We start from the raw sequence: 15,427 nt of genomic DNA on the forward strand, positions 1-15,427 counted from the left end.
GCGTATCACATAAGGAGGCGTGATGTCTGTAGAGCAAACAATGTTCGATGGCAAGATAGCAGATGAAATTGCTGTAGAACCTAAGGATTGGATGCCTGAGGGCTACCGGAAAACACTAATACGTCAGATTGGTCAGCATGCTCACTCAGAAGTAGTGGGAATGTTGCCGGAAGCAAACTGGCTGACACGGGCACCTTCGCTGCGCCGTAAAGCGGTTTTGCTGGCAAAGATTCAGGATGAAGCCGGCCACGGCATGTATCTGTATAGCGCGGCGGAAACACTGGGTGGTGAGCGCCATGAACTGTATCAGAAGATGCTGAGTGGTGAGATGAAGTACTCGTCCATCTTTAACTATCCGACACTGAACTGGGCGGATATCGGTGTTATCGGCTGGCTGGTGGATGGCGCTGCTATCGTCAATCAGGTGGCACTATGCCGCACTTCATACGGCCCATATGCCAGAGCCATGGTTCGTATCTGTAAGGAAGAGAGCTTCCATCAGCGTCAGGGCTATGAGGCGTGCAGGGCGCTGGCTGACGGCAACGGAGAGCAGAAAGCCATGTTGCAGGATGCTATCAACCGCTGGTGGTGGCCGGCACTAATGATGTTCGGTCCTAACGATAACGACTCCCCGAATTCGGCAAAGAGCATGGCATGGAAAATCAAGCGTGTCAGCAACGACGACCTGCGTCAGAAATTTATCGATAACACAGTTCATCAGGTACATGCCCTAGGTATGACCATTCCTGATGAAGATCTGAAATGGGATGAAGAGAGTGGTCACTATAAATTCGGCACTATCGACTGGGCTGAGTTTTATCAGGTGATTAATGGTTACGGCATGTGTAATGACGACCGTCTGAAAGCCAAGCGAGAGGCGTGGAAGTCAGGCGAGTGGGTGCGGGAAGCAGCACTGGCACATGCAAAGAAACAGGTGGATAGCGCGGCTTAGTTCGTTGTAACCAATGAGCGCGCAGTCATCAACGAGTTTATCGTAACCAAATAAAAAAGATTAAGGAGAATCAAGATGAGTTCATTTAACTGGCCACTGTATGAAGTATTTGTCCGTAGCAAGCAGGGTTTAGACCACAAACATGTAGGCAGCGTACGCGCCGCTGACGGACAAATGGCACTGGAAGCTGCCCGCGATTTATACACTCGCCGTAATGAAGGGTGTTCAATCTGGGTAGTACTGTCATCAGAAATCACCGCCTCTCAGCCGGGCGAGTCAGGGCCTTTCTTCGACCCTGCAGAAGATAAGGTGTACCGACACGCCAGCCACTACATTATTCCGTCAGATATAAAGCACATGTAAGGGGATGGAAATGGATTTACAACATCTCAAAGTGAACTATCTGCTGCAGCTTGCTGATACCAACCTTATTCTGAGCCACCGTCTGGCGGAGTGGTGTGGTGTGGCGCCTGAGCTGGAAATCGATATGGCGTGGGCAAATATCGGTCTGGATCTGCTGGGTGAAGCGCGCAACTGTTATCAGTATGCAGCGGAACTGGAAGGTCAGGGCAAAACAGAAGATGACTACGCTTATCTGCGCGAAGAGCGTGAGTATAAAAACCTGCTGATTGCCGAGCGCCCTAACGAAGGGTTTGATGTGTCAGTGGTTCGTCAGTTCCTTTACGACCACTTCCATATTCTGCAGCTGCAGTCGCTACAACAGAGCAGTGATGAGCAGTTAGCGGCAATTGCCAAGAAATCCCTGAAAGAGGTCTCTTACCATCTGCGTTACACCTCTGGCTGGATTGAGCGTCTGGGCGACGGCACTGAACTGAGTAACCAGAAAATTCAGGCTGCTCTGGACAGCTTATGGAGCTTTACCGAAGAGATGTTTATTCCCGGCGCGGAAGAGCAGGCTCTCGCTGAGGCAGGTGTGATTGCAGATATGAGTCAGCTAAAAGCGCAATGGCTTGAGAACGTGCAGGCGGACTTAAGCAAATCCAACCTGACACTGCCGGAGCTGCGCTATGCGCACACTGGCGGTAAAGAGGGCAAACACAGTGAGTATCTGGGCTTTGTTCTGGCTGAGCTTCAGTATATGCAGCGTACCTATCCGAATCAGCAATGGTAGGTGTTGCTATGGTTAATCAAATCGTAGACACAGTATCCGATGCAGAAACCCATCAGGTATTGCAACTGGTGAGCGACATTCCTGACCCGGAGATCCCTGTTATCACCATAGGCGAACTGGGAATGGTTCGTGGGGTAGAAAAAAACGGTGCCCAGTGGGTAGTGAAGTTTACCCCGACCTATTCCGGCTGTCCGGCAACGGACATGCTGATGAGTGATATCTCAGAGGTACTGGCTAAGCAGGGCTATAACGATGTAGTGGTTGAGGTTCAGCTTGATCCGGCGTGGACCACTGACTGGATGCAGGAGTCGAGCAAGCAGAAACTGCGTGAGTTCGGCATCTCTCCTCCGGACAGAAAAGCCTGTATGCAGACGGCCATTAACCCTAACCCGCAATGTCCGTCTTGTGGCAGCAGCGACAGCAAACTGGTGAGCGAGTTCGGTTCAACGGCTTGTAAAGCTCACTATCAGTGCAGGGAATGCAAGGAACCATTTGATTACTTCAAATGCATATAAAGTAAGGGATTACTATGACAGATTTTTACACACTAACCGTGGCGGGTGTGAATAAACAAACAGACGATTCAGTAGTGGTGCTACTGGATGTTCCGCCAGAAAAAGAGCAGCAGTTTAACTTTCATCCCGGTCAGCACTTAACCATTAAAGCCGAAGTGAACGGCGAAGAGTTAAGACGCTGCTACTCCATCTGTTCATCACCGCAGCAACAGCAGCTTGAGATCGGTATTAAGGCGATTCCGGAAGGGCGTTTTTCAAACTATGCGGTAAAAGAGTTGCAGGCTGGCGATCAACTGGAAGTGATGACGCCGCAGGGACACTTCGGTTTTACCCCTGAAGCAGGGCAGCAGAAAAACTACCTCGGTATCGCGGTCGGCTCAGGAATCACGCCGGTTCTCTCCATGCTGAAAAGTGCTTTAGAGCAGGAACAGGACAGCACATTTACCCTGCTGTACGGCAACCGTAACGCCAACAGCATGATGTTCCGCAACGAACTGCTGGGTCTGAAAAACCGTTACCCTCAGCGCCTGCATATTAACTACTTCTTCTCGCGGGAAACCAATGATGTTCCGTTGTGGAACGGTCGCTTGGACGGCGCAAAACTGCGTGAACTAGGTAAAGGGCTGTTTGACTGGAGCCAGTTTGATGCCTGCTATATCTGTGGCCCTGAAGAGATCTTCGAAGATTGCTACACCGCACTGGTTGAAGGCGGGCTAAGTGAAGAGAACTACCACGCAGAGCGTTTTAACACCACCAGTAAGCCAAGGGAAAAATCCCTTAATCAGTCTGAAAATACGCTGGTAAAAATCAAACGCGATGGTCGTAAGATGACCATTGATATGACCTCTCAGGACGACAGCCTGCTGGATGCGGCACTTCGTCAGGGCGTCGATTTACCTTATGCCTGTAAAGGCGGTGTTTGTGCCACCTGTATCTGTAAAGTGAATTCAGGTGAGGTTGAAATGGCCACCAACTATAGCCTCGAATCGGACCAAATCGATAACGGTTATGTACTGAGCTGTCAGACAGTACCGACAAGCAGTGAAATTGAAATCGATTTTGACGTTTAGAGGCCTAGCTTAAAGAGTAAATGGATGAAAGAGCAAATGGATGACGCTTACCTTCTCTGCGACCTGAATAACAACGGCGTTCTGACCCTGACACTGAATCGCCCTGAAAAGCGCAATGCACTCAGCAATGATGTGCTGACGCAGATGGGTGATCTACTCAGTGAAGCCAACAGCAACCCTGATGTTAAAGCGGTTGTGGTTTACGGCGGAAAAACCATTTTTGCCGCCGGTGCTGACTTGCAGGAGCTGTCGTCACAAAAAGCCGTTGAGACCTGGCTGAACCCAAGGCCTCAGTTGTGGCAGAGAATAAACCAGTTCGAAAAGCCGCTGATTGCTGCGGTAAATGGTTACGCGCTGGGTGCCGGTCTGGAACTGGTTCTACTTTGCGATGTGGTGGTTGCCGGAGATAACGGCCAGTTTGGTCTGCCTGAAATTACCTTAGGCTTAATGCCCGGTGCCGGCGGAACCCAGCGTCTGGCACGTACAGTCGGTAAGTCACTGGCAAACCAGATGGTGCTGACGGGCAAGCCTATCTCAGCCAGAAAAGCGCTGGAGTCAGGTCTGGTTAGTGAGATAACCCCGGCAGACAACACGTTAAATAAGGCACAGCAGATTGCTGCAACTATTGCCCGTCAGGCACCTCTGGCGGTTAAAGCAGCAAAAGCGTCCCTAAAATCAGTACCAGAAAACTCCCTTAGTCAGGGGCTGCTAATGGAAAGGCAGCTGTTCAGCTTACTGGCTGAAACGCAAGACAGAAAAGAAGGCATAGAGGCATTTTTCTCCAAGAGAAAGCCAATCTATAAAGGAAGATAGACATGGAAAGTCCGGTATTACTGACTATTGAGGCAGGTGTAGCCCTGATTACCCTCAATCGTCCTAAGCAGTTAAACAGTTTTAACCCAGAAATGCATAAAGCGCTGAAGTCAGCACTGAGACAGGCGGAGCAGGATGAATCTGTGCGCGCCGTCCTTCTGACTGGCAGCGGCCGTGGGTTCTGTGCCGGTCAGGATCTCAATGACCGTAACGTAAGTGACGTATCTGAGCCGCCAAATTTGGGTGAAAGTATCGAGAAATACTATAACCCGCTGATTAAGCAGATCACCTCAATGCCGAAGCCGGTTATCGCCGCTGTCAACGGTGTAGCGGCAGGTGCAGGTTGTAATATCGCACTGGCGTGTGACCTTGTATTGGCGGCAGAGTCCGCCTCATTTATTCAGGCCTTCTGCAAAATCGGCCTTGTGCCTGATTCTGGTGGTACCTGGTTATTGCCACGCCTTGTGGGCAATGCCCGCGCCAAAGGGCTAATGATGATGGGCAATAAGCTGCCTGCCCGTCAGGCTGAAGAGTGGGGCATGATCTGGCAGTGTGTCGCTGACGATAAGTTACTTGAAACCGCAACGACGCTGGCAAGTCAGCTAGCGGTTCAGCCAACCAAAGGGCTGAGCCTGATAAAACAAGCATTGGCGCACTCCAGCCATAACGATCTCTCTCAACAGCTAGAAGTTGAAAAGGATCTGCAAACCATCGCCGGTCGCACGGAAGACTACCGGGAAGGGGTACGCGCCTTTTTCGAAAAGCGCACGCCTGAGTTTAAAGGGAAGTAAGCCATGACAGAATCGATACAGACCGTTGCCGTTATCGGCGCCGGTGCTATGGGCGCGGGCATTGCACAAGTTGCTGCCCAGTCGGGCTATCAGACCATTCTTTTTGATTTGGCGGAAGGTAAAGCCGAACAGGCAAAAGCTGAAATTGCCGCCCGTCTGGATAAGAAGGTTTCCCGCAATAAAATGTCCGCTGTTCAGCGTGATGAAATTGTGCAAAGCATCAAATGCAGCACGGAATTGCAGAGTGTCTCATCGGCTGACTTAGTGATTGAAGCCATCGTAGAAGACTTGCAGATAAAGCAGGGATTATTCCGCGATTTAGAAGCCATCTGCGCTGAAGAGTGCATGCTGGCTACCAACACCTCTTCCATCTCTGTCACCTCCATTGCCAGTGCCCTGAACAAGCCGGACAGATTTGTCGGCCTGCACTTCTTTAACCCTGCGCCATTAATGGCGTTGGTTGAAGTAGTTCGCGGCATAGAAACCAGCGATGAAGTGTGCAGCAGAGCCAAAGGGTGGGCCGAATCATGCGGTAAGCGTGCAGTAGTCACCCGCTCATTACCGGGCTTTATTGTAAACCGTGTTGCTCGTCCGTTTTATGCTGAAGCCCTACGTGCTTTGGAAGTGAACGTAGCGCCTATTCAGGATATCGATTACTGCCTGACTAAAACGGCTCAGTTCCGAATGGGACCGTTCGAGCTGATGGATCTTATCGGCCATGACGTAAATTACGCTGTAACAAAAAGCGTTTACGACGCCTATTATCAGGACAGACGCTTTACTCCGTCACTTATCCAGAAAGAGCTGGTGGATGCCGGCCTGCTGGGGCGCAAGTCAGGGCGTGGCTTCTACGACTACACTGGTGCCACTGAAAAGCCTGAACCGAATTTTGCTAAACCTTGCGCTTTAACTGACAGCTGCTCTGTCACTCTGTATAGCGACGGAAATTTGATTTCAGATTTTGCTCAACTGACCGGACTCACAGCGGAAAAAGCCGATTCAGCCTATCTGGATATTGACGGTGTTTATGTTGCTTTCACTCAGGGTATTACCGCATCACAGCTATCTGACCAACTGAAACAGCCGGTGGTGTTGATGGATTACTGTCAGAGCTATATGGACAGTGAAGTGATCATACTGGCCGCGGCTGATCAAAACAGCACTGAGCAGACAGAAAAAGCAGTGGCTTATTTTCAGTCCAAAGGTAAGCAGGTAATGCTGCTGGATGATTATCCGGGACTTATTGTCTGGCGTACCTGGTGCATGCTGATTAATGAAGCGCTGGATCTTGCTAACCAAAACGGTGCCTCCCTTGAAGATATCGATATCGCCATGAAAAGCGGTGTGAACTACCCGTTCGGGCCGGTAGAGCTGGGCGAAAGCCTTGGCTGGAACCGCGTTCTTACTACGCTCAATCATCTGCAGTCATTTTACGGTGAAGAGCGTTATCGTTCGTCGCCACTGCTGCGCCGTTTAAGCCTGAACAGTAAAAAAGGGAACTAAGTATGACAATGACTTCAGAGCACCCAGCTACAGAATTGACGGAACAGCAGCTTATAGAAAGGCAGGTTGCAGAGAGAGCCGTTGCCGCCATGCTGGAGAACGACCACTGCACTAAGGAAATGGGCATGGAAGTGCTTGATGTGGCAAAGGGTACAGCCACTGTCTGCATGCGCATTACCCAAGCCATGTTAAACGGCCACAGCAGTTGCCACGGCGGCATGCTGTTCGCTCTTGGTGACAGTGCATTTGCTTTTGCCTGCAACAGCGAAAATCAGGCGGCAGTAGCAGCCGGATGCAGTATTGAATATATCCGTCCGGCGTTTGAAGGTGATCTGCTGACGGCCGTTGCACAAGTTAAATCTCAGGGAAGAACTACGGGCACATACGACGTAGAGATCAGTAATCAGGACAATAAATTAGTTGCGCTTTTCCGGGGCAAATCCCACCGGACAGGTAAACAACTTGTGGAGGAGAGTTAGGTGACCAATGCATATATTTGTGATGGCGTGAGAACGCCAATCGGCCGCTACGGCGGGGCTTTATCAGCAGTTCGTGCTGATGATTTAGGCGCAATTCCGCTAAAAGCACTTAAAGAGAGACATCCGGAAGTTGACTGGTCTCAGGTGGATGATGTGATTCTGGGTTGTGCCAATCAGGCCGGTGATGACAACCGTGATGTTGCCCGTATGTCTCTGCTGCTGGCAGGTATGCCGGTAGGAGTTTCTGGCACCACTATCAACCGTCTGTGCGGCTCAGGTATGGATGCCATCAGCCATGCAGCACGTTCCATTAAAGCGGGAGAAGCCTCTTTGATGGTAGCGGGCGGGGTTGAGTCTATGTCCCGTGCTCCGTATGTGATGGGCAAACCAGTAACCGGTTTTGACCGCAACTGTCAGATGTTTGATACCACTATAGGCTGGCGCTTTATCAACCCTAAGATGAAAGCCGAATACGGCACAGACTCTATGCCTGAAACCGCTGAAAATGTGGCTAACCGTTTCAACATCAGCCGTGAAGATCAGGATGCTTATGCCCTGAGAAGTCAGCAGCGTACCCAACAGGCGAAAGAGAAGGGCATCCTTGCCGAAGAGATAGTGCCGGTCTCTATTCCACAGCGCAAAGGGGATGATTTGGTAGTGACAGAAGATGAGCATCCGCGCCCGCAAACTACCATGACTCAGCTGTCTGCCCTTAAAACGCCGTTTGCTGAATCGGGTTCGGTAACCGCCGGTAACTCATCAGGTGTAAACGACGGCGCTGCGGCTCTGTTACTGGCTGGCGATGAAGCGGTTAAACAACACGGATTAACGCCAAAAGCTAAAGTACTGGCAACGGCAACCGTGGGTGTGGAACCTGCCATTATGGGCATCGGTCCTGCTCCTGCTGCGAAGAAGGTGCTGGAGATGACCGGGCTCTCCATCGACGATATGGACGTGATTGAACTGAACGAAGCCTTCGCTTCACAGGCTCTGGCGGTAATGCGTGAACTGGGGCTTCCCGATGATGCTCCCCACGTAAATGCCAACGGCGGCGCCATTGCACTTGGTCACCCGCTGGGTATGAGCGGGGCGCGAATTGTAATGGCCGCCTGTAATGAACTGAAAAGAAAGCAGGCCAAGTACGCCTTATGTTGTATGTGTGTCGGCGTCGGTCAGGGCATCGCCATGATTATAGAGAACGTATAAGTAAGACGTTTAAATAGAGCGTGTACAGAACAAAAACAGAAAACACGCTCTTAGCTAATTTGTTCTTAAGGAATACGAGATTAAAAATAACCACTTAGCCTAGTCAGCAGCCAAATTATTAAAAGGATTTATGAGGAGAAACAAGCATGGTTAATTTTTCAAATACACTGGAAGGTATTGAAACGGCTTCAATAGAAGAGCTACGCGAGTTGCAGTTCAGACGTATGAAGTGGACGCTGGAACATGCCTACAGAAACGCGCCAATGTACACCAGAAAGTTTGATGAGGCCGGTGTTCATCCGTCAGATTTTAAGTGTCTGGAAGACATCAACAAGTTTCCGTACACCACTAAGCAGGATTTGCGTGACAACTATCCGTTCGGCACTTTTGCTGTGCCAATGCAAGATGTTGCCCGTGTTCACGCCTCTTCCGGTACCACGGGTAAACCTACCGTAGTTGGTTACACTCAGGGCGATATTGATACATGGTCAACCATCGTTGCTCGTTCTATCCGTGCAGCAGGCGGTAGCGCAAAGGATCTTATCCATATCTCTTACGGATACGGCCTGTTCACCGGTGGTCTGGGTGCCCACTATGGCGCTGAAAAGCTGGGTGCAACGGTTATCCCTATGTCCGGCGGTCAGACAGAGAAACAGGTGCAGTTGATTAAAGACTTTGAGCCAACCATTATTATGGTGACGCCGTCTTACTGTCTGAACCTGCTTGATAAGCTGGAGAAAGAGTACCCGGATGGTGATGCATCAGGCTGTTCACTGAAGATTGGTATCTTTGGTGCTGAGCCTTGGTCGAACGAGATGCGTAAAGAGATTGAACAGCGTCTCGGCATTGTTGCCCTTGATATTTATGGCCTGTCTGAAGTGATGGGGCCGGGTGTGGCAATGGAGTGTGCGGAAACTCAGGACGGCCCGACCATCTGGGAAGATCACTTCTATCCGGAAGTTATCGACCCGAACACAGGCACAGTAATGCCGGATGGTGAACATGGTGAGCTGGTGTTTACCTCACTGACTAAAGAGGCGATGCCGGTTATCCGTTACCGTACCCGCGACCTGACCCGTCTGCTACCGGGAACCGCAAGGCCAATGCGCCGTATGGACAAGATCACCGGCCGCAGTGATGATATGCTGATTATCCGTGGTGTGAATGTGTTCCCGTCGCAAATTGAAGAGCAGATCCTCAAAATTGAGCAGCTTAGCCCTCACTATCAGCTGGAAGTTATCCGTAAAGGTAACCTTGACCACCTGATGGTATTAGTGGAAGTGAAGGACAATATCTTCCTTGATCAAAATGTTCAGATTATCGGCCAGTTGCAGCATCAGATTAAATCTATGATTGGTATCTCTACCACCATAGAACTGCTGCCGATTGACGGTATTCCACGTTCGGAAGGTAAAGCCGTACGTGTAAGGGATCTACGCAAGTAGTTGAATGTAATGCCTCCTTGGCGGGAGGCATTGTTTATTTTTAGTAGTTGACAATAAAAACCGAACTATCAATATTAACTGGTTGAATCAGTAGTTTGTTGTAACCGGAGTCGTCTTGAATAAAGAACTAGAGCAATTTTTTGACCAGATAAAGAGTCATCAGTCCATCAGTGGTACTTCGTTGATTATCTCTTTTTACGGTGACTATTTATGGACCTGCGGTGGCGGGATCTGGCTTGGTTCACTGATAAACCTGATGGATACATTAGGCTTTAATCAGAGGGTTGTCCGTTCTTCCGTATTCAGGCTGCATAAAGATGAGTGGCTTACCGTCTCCAAAGAGGGGCGTAAGAGTTACTACTATCTGGAGCCGGAAAGATACAACGAGATGCTCGGCGCCAACAAAAAAATTTATCACTCGCTGGAACATGAATGGAACAACCGCTGGAACCTGATCCACACCAATCTGGGGCCGACACACAGCAACAAAGCGGAAGTACGTTTTATTCAGCACAAAGGTTTTGGCCTGTATGAGAAGGACTTCTTTATTCAGCCGGATCTTCAGCAGTTAACGCCGGAGATAAAGCAGCAGATAGTAGCGAGAGTACCTTCTGCAAGGATATTCCAGCAGGCAGAGCTGTTTTCCAGTGACGGTGACACTTTACGGGAAATGGTCAGTCAGGCATGGGATCTGGAGCGTATAGAAGCCGAGTACCGCGATTTCTACACTCTGTTTGAACCTGTCAGTCAGGTACTGGAAAAGATGACCAGCAGCGATATCAGTGAAGAAGAGGCCTTTAAATTGCGTCTGCTGGTGATTCACTTTTATCGCCGTATTATCGTCCGCGATCCCGATCTGCCTGTGGCACTGTTGCCGCAAGAGTGGCCGAGAAAACGGGCAGAACAAGTGGCGATTAATATTTATCACAAGGTTCATGCTAAGGCGATGGAATATCTGATGGCTCATGGCGAAACAGCAAACGGAAAACTGCCAATGCCGTCACCTAACTACTACATTCGCTTTGGTGGTTTGAGTTAAGTCAACAAGCAGGGACAAGTAGCCCCTGACAATAACAAGCTTCAGGGAAGGAGCTGGTTATTATCAGGAAGAAAATTCAAGGAAGGAACTATGCCAGTCTACCGCTTTGCCAACGTCACACCTGTAATTCACCCCAGCGCTTACATCCACCCAAGTGCCGAAATCATCGGCGATGTGATTATTGAACAGAATGTCTATATCGGGCCTTTAGCCGTGCTAAGGGGTGATTTCGGCCGCCTGATTATAAAAAGCGGCAGCAATGTTCAGGATAGCTGCGTTATGCACGGCTTCCCCGGTGAAGATACTGTACTGGAGAGAAACGTTCACGTCGGCCACGGCGCCATTGTGCACGGCTGTCATATTGAAGAGAACACTTTAATCGGTATGAATGCGGTGATTATGGATTTAGCCAGAATTGGCAAAGAGTCTATTGTCGGTGCCAACAGCTTTGTAAAAACCAAAAGCCAGTATGATGCGAGAAGCATGATTATCGGCAGCCCGGCAAGGGTGATCCGAAGCGTAAAAGACAACGAGTTGCAATGGAAAGAGAATGGCACCTCTCTCTATCAGCGACTGGCACAACGCTGTCATAGCGAACTGGAACTAACAGAGCCGCTGCGCGAAGTTGAACCCGACCGCAAACGGGTGTCATGGGATGTAACTCATGGCATTAAGGAGCCGGCTAAAGAAGTTTAAAGATTTTTCCATTACCAGAATGGCGAAACCCCAGATGTTGGTAGCATCTGGGGTTTCTAATTTTTAGACTTTCCGGCTGGTAAGACCGTCAATCTTTATGCAAAAGGCTGGATTTATCCAACTAATTCCTTGGTAGGGAATTAGATGCGGATGAAGTCCATGTGCTCAACTTTTGGCTTGAACGCGTGACGTTGAACGTCTTGCGGCTTAACCTTAACTTCTGCGCCGTCGATCACTAGAGTGATGCCTTCGTAGAATTCTGGCTTGTCCATTTGGTTGATCACGTCATCGTGGATAAGTGCAACAGAAACTGGTGCTGCTTCACCACCATAAACGATTGCTGGGAATTGACCAGCGTGACGTAGGCGGCGGCTCGCACCCTTACCTAGTTCAGTACGTACTACTGCTTCGAATTTCATAGTATTTACTCTCAAATTAGTAAAAAAATAGTGTGATTGTCTACATAGCGACCTAGCTGACAATGCTTAATCGCTTACCGGAACAAGCTTGTTACCTGTAAGCGAGCGCGGATACTATCATTCTCTCTGTTTAAGAGCAATAGAATCAGCCTGATATAGGCTGAAAAACAGCGATTAATTTGCCTTACGCTTTTGCTGTTTTGTAAACGGGCTCAGGCAACACTTAATTAACCAAGATGAACAGAAAATTAATGCCGGTTTCAGCGGGGGTTAACTGCGGCTGAATTAGTCTGTAACCATTGAACAGACAAAGGATATTAAAATGAGCAAGCCAGTAAGTATAGTGATTATTACCTTAAACGAAGAGAAGAATATCGGCCGGCTATTGGGTGACCTGAGTGAGCAGACCAATCAGAACTTTGAGGTGGTTCTGGTGGACTCAAATAGTGAAGACCGAACCATTGAAGTAGCGGCTGAGTACAGCGACATTCTGCCTAAACTGACCATACATAAAATGAAGAAACGCGGTGCCAGCTTAGGGCGCAATCAGGGCGCATTAATCGCCAAGAACCAACGCCTGCTGTTTCTAGATGCCGATGTACGTCTGGATAGTGAATTTCTGGAGAAAGCTGATCACGAACTGGAGAAGAGCGGGCTGGAAGTAGCTGGTGTTTATATGAATGGCAAAGGGCTATCGCCACTACATCGCGCAGGGTACAGCCTGTTTAATGCCGGCTTCTTTGTTACCCAGTTTATCTTCCCGACCGCAGTAGGTGCTTGTATTTTCTCCTCCAAGCGAGTACACAAAGCCATAGGTGGATTTGATGAGAAGATCTATCTATGTGAAGACTGTGACTACGTAAAACGTGCCAGCAAAACATGGCGTTTCCGCTTCCTGCCATTAAGCTTCCGCTTTGACTCCCGCAGGCTGGATCAGGACGGTATCTTTAAAACCGCATTTGTCTATCTACGCGCCAACCTACACCGTATTTTTATCGGTGAACTAAGAGACAGCCAGATAGAGTACCGGTTTGGGCATTACAGTCAGTAATCCTAAGTTGAGTAATGATGGAAAGCTTTTTACTTTCGGGTAAAAGGCTTTTTGGTCTTTGGGAAATGGTAATGCATACCGGACTAGTTTAATAAGTGCAGAGTCTGGAGATGTCGTAGCTTGCAGAACAAAAAGCAGGGAGTAGTACAGAAAGGGTCTTTGGCTTGTTTTCTTGCGATGGTGGAATAAGAAATAAGGCTAATATGCTTTATTTTTTAGATGGTTATGGTAGGTTGATTGAAAATTAGGAAGGCGAAAAAACGAGCCTGCCGGTTATTAAGAACGTTAAGAGGCAAACCATGATTACGCAGCAAGTCACAGCAATTGCATTAAGGCTTTTTTCAATCTGGCTTTTAATTCAGCTCATCTTGAATTTACCAAGCTTTGTAATGCTATTCGCCAGCGTCGGGCAATATCAGCAACAAGAAATGCCTATGGGTGTTTATGCTGGCCTCATCGGAGCATTTATCCTAGTTGGCCTCATTGCCGTATTCTTAATTAACAAAGCAGCCAATTCTGTATTGAGTCGTGCTACGTCTGATTCTCAGGCAACGTTGAGTAGCGACTCTCAAAAAGTATTGTTCCAGCTAGCGGGCTTGTATTTTGTCGTTAACGCCCTAGCTTATTTACCTCGCTCATTATCATTTCTACCAAACACTATAGAAATATCATTATCAAGCGTTCTTTGGCCTGCTGGTTTGGTGTTCCAATTGGCTGTTGGATTATGGCTTGCTAGTGCATCAACTTTCTGGCTCAATTTGTTTAAAACGCTGCGAGGCCGTGCCTAATGCCTTATAACAAATCAATCAATGTTGACCCTACGGGGCTGGACCTCAGCACTGCGTGCTCCTGTCCTTTATTGAGGTGTTATAACTCATGGGAGATTACGTGTTAGTTTGGGATGAAACGGATGTATTGGCTGTGCTTGAGGCTGAGCCAGAAGTTGAGGTCGATGGAATTTGGCACAAATACACCGTAACCAAAGGAAGCATTACGCTCGCCCTAACCATTTATCAATATGATGGCGATGTCAGGATTGAGCTGTTTAGCGAAGAAAGTGAGCGCGCCTTATTCTCAATGCTGCTAATCGATTGTGCTGGCGTAGCAAGAAAATATGAGCGGTCTCAAGAATATCTAGAGTTCGCTCCGGCAAAGTGTTTTGGCTCGAACAGATATGACGGGGAATCATCTATTCCTTATGGTGTCCGGGTTTCAGTTAAGCCAAGTGTAAATGTGTCATTGTATGGGTGAAGATATAATAAGTTTAGGTATGCGACGGCTACTCCGCAGCCGCACATGCTAAAGGTGTTACGTGTATAAATTATGAATCCGGTGCTACATGAATTAATAGTGTTATTTCTTTCTAGAGTTAAAGAAGCGGAAGAAATAATGAAAGCACACTTTGAAATCGAAGAACCACGGTACTTCAGGCAAGAAGGAATCAGCAGGACTGGGAATTTTGATACTTATTCCTATGCATTTCACGGAATTGGGTGCTGCTTTAGTTTCCACAACCTTACCGTAGATTACGACTATGCAGTTGATGGCCGTATTGATGGCTTTGATTTGTGGAGGCTTTCTCGATTTGGGGAACAATTTGATGAGTTTAAACATTATATTAAATCAAAGAAGATTGATTCTGATTTTGAGCTCGCTAAAAGAAATGAAGATATAGTCAGGTTCGAACAGGGAAATCTGTATTATGTTGCAACCACGTAACAAGTCCAGTCAGAGGGACGCAGAAAACTGAACCCCGATTGGCAGGTATTATGAGTCGGAGTGAGTCTGAATGAGAAACTATCTGGTACTAATCATTTTGTGTATTAGTGGGTGCTCGTCAATCGTTACAAATGAGCTCTATGCAAGCAATGTGGCTAATAAATGTTTCGAGGTGGTTGAGCCATTCGATATATATATGAGGGAAGATTACGCCTCAAAAGAGTACATCGTTGGCACCGATGAGAGCTACATTCGTATGTGGGGGACATTTCGTGAGAAAAAGAGTGTTGTTACCACTTTGCCCGTTGGGGCTGAATTAAAGGTTATACGAATTCAGAGCTTTTCTCGTGGCTCAACTGGCCGTTGTTGGCGTGTATATGCAAAATCCGAAGAGAACTTTAGTGAAGAGTTTGAGCTTCCGGCATGCTGGTCACTAACTTCAAATCCGTGGGTTTCACCTGATTCACCTTGGGATCTTAAACAAGGAGGTCTTAACTTAGAAATGAATACAAAATATTTAGAAATAAAACATGCGTGTAAAAACTCATAATAAGTCAATCAATGTCGCCCCTTTGAGGTTGAACATCCGCACTACGT

19 protein-coding genes are annotated in these 15,427 nt (G+C 48.2%); 18 read left to right on the forward strand and 1 reads right to left on the reverse strand.

Annotated elements, in window-relative coordinates; translation table 11 throughout:
• Window positions 1-22 precede the first annotated feature (22 nt).
• From paaA to PK654_RS06500, 13 genes are all read left to right on the forward strand, one after another.
• On the forward strand, window positions 23-952 hold the full coding sequence (gene paaA / locus PK654_RS06440; RefSeq protein WP_271698373.1) for a 1,2-phenylacetyl-CoA epoxidase subunit PaaA: 930 nt from the start codon (window positions 23-25) through the stop codon (window positions 950-952).
• A 75-nt stretch (window positions 953-1,027) separates the two neighbouring features.
• Window positions 1,028-1,315, forward strand: a complete 288-nt coding sequence (paaB, locus tag PK654_RS06445; RefSeq protein WP_271698374.1) for a 1,2-phenylacetyl-CoA epoxidase subunit PaaB — start codon at window positions 1,028-1,030, stop codon at window positions 1,313-1,315.
• 10 nt (window positions 1,316-1,325) lie between these two features.
• Window positions 1,326-2,084, forward strand: coding sequence for a 1,2-phenylacetyl-CoA epoxidase subunit PaaC (gene paaC, locus PK654_RS06450; RefSeq protein ID WP_271698375.1), 759 nt, complete (start codon window positions 1,326-1,328; stop codon window positions 2,082-2,084).
• Between the two features lie 8 nt (window positions 2,085-2,092).
• The gene (gene paaD, locus PK654_RS06455; protein ID WP_271698376.1) at window positions 2,093-2,599 is read left to right on the forward strand and encodes a 1,2-phenylacetyl-CoA epoxidase subunit PaaD; all 507 of its coding nucleotides are present in this window, start codon (window positions 2,093-2,095) and stop codon (window positions 2,597-2,599) included.
• Between the two features lie 14 nt (window positions 2,600-2,613).
• Window positions 2,614-3,669 (forward strand): 1,2-phenylacetyl-CoA epoxidase subunit PaaE, encoded by a 1,056-nt coding sequence (gene paaE / locus PK654_RS06460; RefSeq protein WP_271698377.1) that lies wholly within the window; start codon window positions 2,614-2,616, stop codon window positions 3,667-3,669.
• A 24-nt stretch (window positions 3,670-3,693) separates the two neighbouring features.
• A complete protein-coding gene (locus PK654_RS06465) occupies window positions 3,694-4,482 on the forward strand; it encodes an enoyl-CoA hydratase-related protein (protein WP_271698378.1) in 789 nt (262 codons plus the stop codon).
• A 2-nt stretch (window positions 4,483-4,484) separates the two neighbouring features.
• Complete coding sequence (gene paaG, locus PK654_RS06470) at window positions 4,485-5,273, forward strand: 2-(1,2-epoxy-1,2-dihydrophenyl)acetyl-CoA isomerase PaaG (protein WP_271698379.1); 789 nt, start codon at window positions 4,485-4,487, stop codon at window positions 5,271-5,273.
• Window positions 5,274-5,276: 3 nt separating this feature from the next.
• Window positions 5,277-6,776 carry a 3-hydroxyacyl-CoA dehydrogenase gene (locus PK654_RS06475; protein WP_271698380.1) on the forward strand — a complete coding sequence of 500 codons (1,500 nt, stop codon included), beginning with the start codon at window positions 5,277-5,279 and terminating at the stop codon, window positions 6,774-6,776.
• A gap of 2 nt (window positions 6,777-6,778) precedes the next feature.
• Entirely contained in the window at window positions 6,779-7,255 is a 477-nt protein-coding gene (gene paaI, locus PK654_RS06480) for a hydroxyphenylacetyl-CoA thioesterase PaaI (protein ID WP_271698381.1), read from the forward strand.
• The gene (gene pcaF / locus PK654_RS06485) at window positions 7,256-8,461 is read left to right on the forward strand and encodes a 3-oxoadipyl-CoA thiolase (protein ID WP_271698382.1); all 1,206 of its coding nucleotides are present in this window, start codon (window positions 7,256-7,258) and stop codon (window positions 8,459-8,461) included. It begins immediately after the preceding gene.
• 146 nt (window positions 8,462-8,607) lie between these two features.
• Entirely contained in the window at window positions 8,608-9,906 is a 1,299-nt protein-coding gene (gene paaK, locus PK654_RS06490) for a phenylacetate--CoA ligase PaaK (protein WP_271698383.1), read from the forward strand.
• 115 nt (window positions 9,907-10,021) lie between these two features.
• Entirely contained in the window at window positions 10,022-10,945 is a 924-nt protein-coding gene (locus PK654_RS06495; protein WP_271698384.1) for a PaaX family transcriptional regulator, read from the forward strand.
• Window positions 10,946-11,035: 90 nt separating this feature from the next.
• Window positions 11,036-11,641, forward strand: a complete 606-nt coding sequence (locus PK654_RS06500; protein ID WP_271698385.1) for a DapH/DapD/GlmU-related protein — start codon at window positions 11,036-11,038, stop codon at window positions 11,639-11,641.
• 140 nt (window positions 11,642-11,781) lie between these two features.
• On the opposite strand, the gene rplY is transcribed toward PK654_RS06500, so the two are convergent.
• Window positions 11,782-12,060, reverse strand: coding sequence for a 50S ribosomal protein L25 (gene rplY, locus PK654_RS06505; protein WP_271698386.1), 279 nt, complete (start codon window positions 12,058-12,060; stop codon window positions 11,782-11,784).
• A 322-nt stretch (window positions 12,061-12,382) separates the two neighbouring features.
• Between rplY and PK654_RS06510 the strand changes: the two genes are divergently transcribed.
• The 5 genes from PK654_RS06510 to PK654_RS06530 all read left to right on the forward strand — a co-directional run bounded on the left by PK654_RS06510 (window position 12,383) and on the right by PK654_RS06530 (window position 15,380).
• Window positions 12,383-13,111, forward strand: a complete 729-nt coding sequence (locus PK654_RS06510; protein ID WP_271698387.1) for a glycosyltransferase — start codon at window positions 12,383-12,385, stop codon at window positions 13,109-13,111.
• Between the two features lie 299 nt (window positions 13,112-13,410).
• Window positions 13,411-13,899, forward strand: a complete 489-nt coding sequence (locus tag PK654_RS06515; protein ID WP_271698388.1) for a hypothetical protein — start codon at window positions 13,411-13,413, stop codon at window positions 13,897-13,899.
• 88 nt (window positions 13,900-13,987) lie between these two features.
• Complete coding sequence (locus PK654_RS06520) at window positions 13,988-14,362, forward strand: Ypar14, super integron cassette (RefSeq protein ID WP_271698389.1); 375 nt, start codon at window positions 13,988-13,990, stop codon at window positions 14,360-14,362.
• Window positions 14,363-14,434: 72 nt separating this feature from the next.
• Complete coding sequence (locus tag PK654_RS06525) at window positions 14,435-14,830, forward strand: DUF6896 domain-containing protein (RefSeq protein WP_443088730.1); 396 nt, start codon at window positions 14,435-14,437, stop codon at window positions 14,828-14,830.
• 70 nt (window positions 14,831-14,900) lie between these two features.
• Complete coding sequence (locus tag PK654_RS06530; RefSeq protein ID WP_271698391.1) at window positions 14,901-15,380, forward strand: hypothetical protein; 480 nt, start codon at window positions 14,901-14,903, stop codon at window positions 15,378-15,380.
• Window positions 15,381-15,427: the final 47 nt, after the last annotated feature.

Origin of the sequence: Vibrio sp. SCSIO 43137 (assembly GCF_028201475.1) — a bacterium.
GTDB lineage: Bacteria > Pseudomonadota > Gammaproteobacteria > Enterobacterales > Vibrionaceae > Vibrio.

What these genes read in the sequence shown, in the direction of transcription:
- paaA (WP_271698373.1), top strand. Translation starts at nt 23, where the DNA reads ATGTCTGTAGAGCAAACAATGTTCGATGGCAAGATAGCAGATGAAATT.
- paaB (WP_271698374.1), top strand. Translation starts at nt 1,028, where the DNA reads ATGAGTTCATTTAACTGGCCACTGTATGAAGTATTTGTCCGTAGCAAG.
- paaC (WP_271698375.1), top strand. Translation starts at nt 1,326, where the DNA reads ATGGATTTACAACATCTCAAAGTGAACTATCTGCTGCAGCTTGCTGAT.
- paaD (WP_271698376.1), top strand. Translation starts at nt 2,093, where the DNA reads ATGGTTAATCAAATCGTAGACACAGTATCCGATGCAGAAACCCATCAG.
- paaE (WP_271698377.1), top strand. Translation starts at nt 2,614, where the DNA reads ATGACAGATTTTTACACACTAACCGTGGCGGGTGTGAATAAACAAACA.
- PK654_RS06465 (WP_271698378.1), top strand. Translation starts at nt 3,694, where the DNA reads ATGAAAGAGCAAATGGATGACGCTTACCTTCTCTGCGACCTGAATAAC.
- paaG (WP_271698379.1), top strand. Translation starts at nt 4,485, where the DNA reads ATGGAAAGTCCGGTATTACTGACTATTGAGGCAGGTGTAGCCCTGATT.
- PK654_RS06475 (WP_271698380.1), top strand. Translation starts at nt 5,277, where the DNA reads ATGACAGAATCGATACAGACCGTTGCCGTTATCGGCGCCGGTGCTATG.
- paaI (WP_271698381.1), top strand. Translation starts at nt 6,779, where the DNA reads ATGACAATGACTTCAGAGCACCCAGCTACAGAATTGACGGAACAGCAG.
- paaK (WP_271698383.1), top strand. Translation starts at nt 8,608, where the DNA reads ATGGTTAATTTTTCAAATACACTGGAAGGTATTGAAACGGCTTCAATA.
- PK654_RS06500 (WP_271698385.1), top strand. Translation starts at nt 11,036, where the DNA reads ATGCCAGTCTACCGCTTTGCCAACGTCACACCTGTAATTCACCCCAGC.
- rplY (WP_271698386.1), bottom strand. Translation starts at nt 12,060, where the DNA reads ATGAAATTCGAAGCAGTAGTACGTACTGAACTAGGTAAGGGTGCGAGC.
- PK654_RS06510 (WP_271698387.1), top strand. Translation starts at nt 12,383, where the DNA reads ATGAGCAAGCCAGTAAGTATAGTGATTATTACCTTAAACGAAGAGAAG.
- PK654_RS06515 (WP_271698388.1), top strand. Translation starts at nt 13,411, where the DNA reads ATGATTACGCAGCAAGTCACAGCAATTGCATTAAGGCTTTTTTCAATC.
- PK654_RS06520 (WP_271698389.1), top strand. Translation starts at nt 13,988, where the DNA reads ATGGGAGATTACGTGTTAGTTTGGGATGAAACGGATGTATTGGCTGTG.
- PK654_RS06525 (WP_443088730.1), top strand. Translation starts at nt 14,435, where the DNA reads ATGAATCCGGTGCTACATGAATTAATAGTGTTATTTCTTTCTAGAGTT.
- PK654_RS06530 (WP_271698391.1), top strand. Translation starts at nt 14,901, where the DNA reads ATGAGAAACTATCTGGTACTAATCATTTTGTGTATTAGTGGGTGCTCG.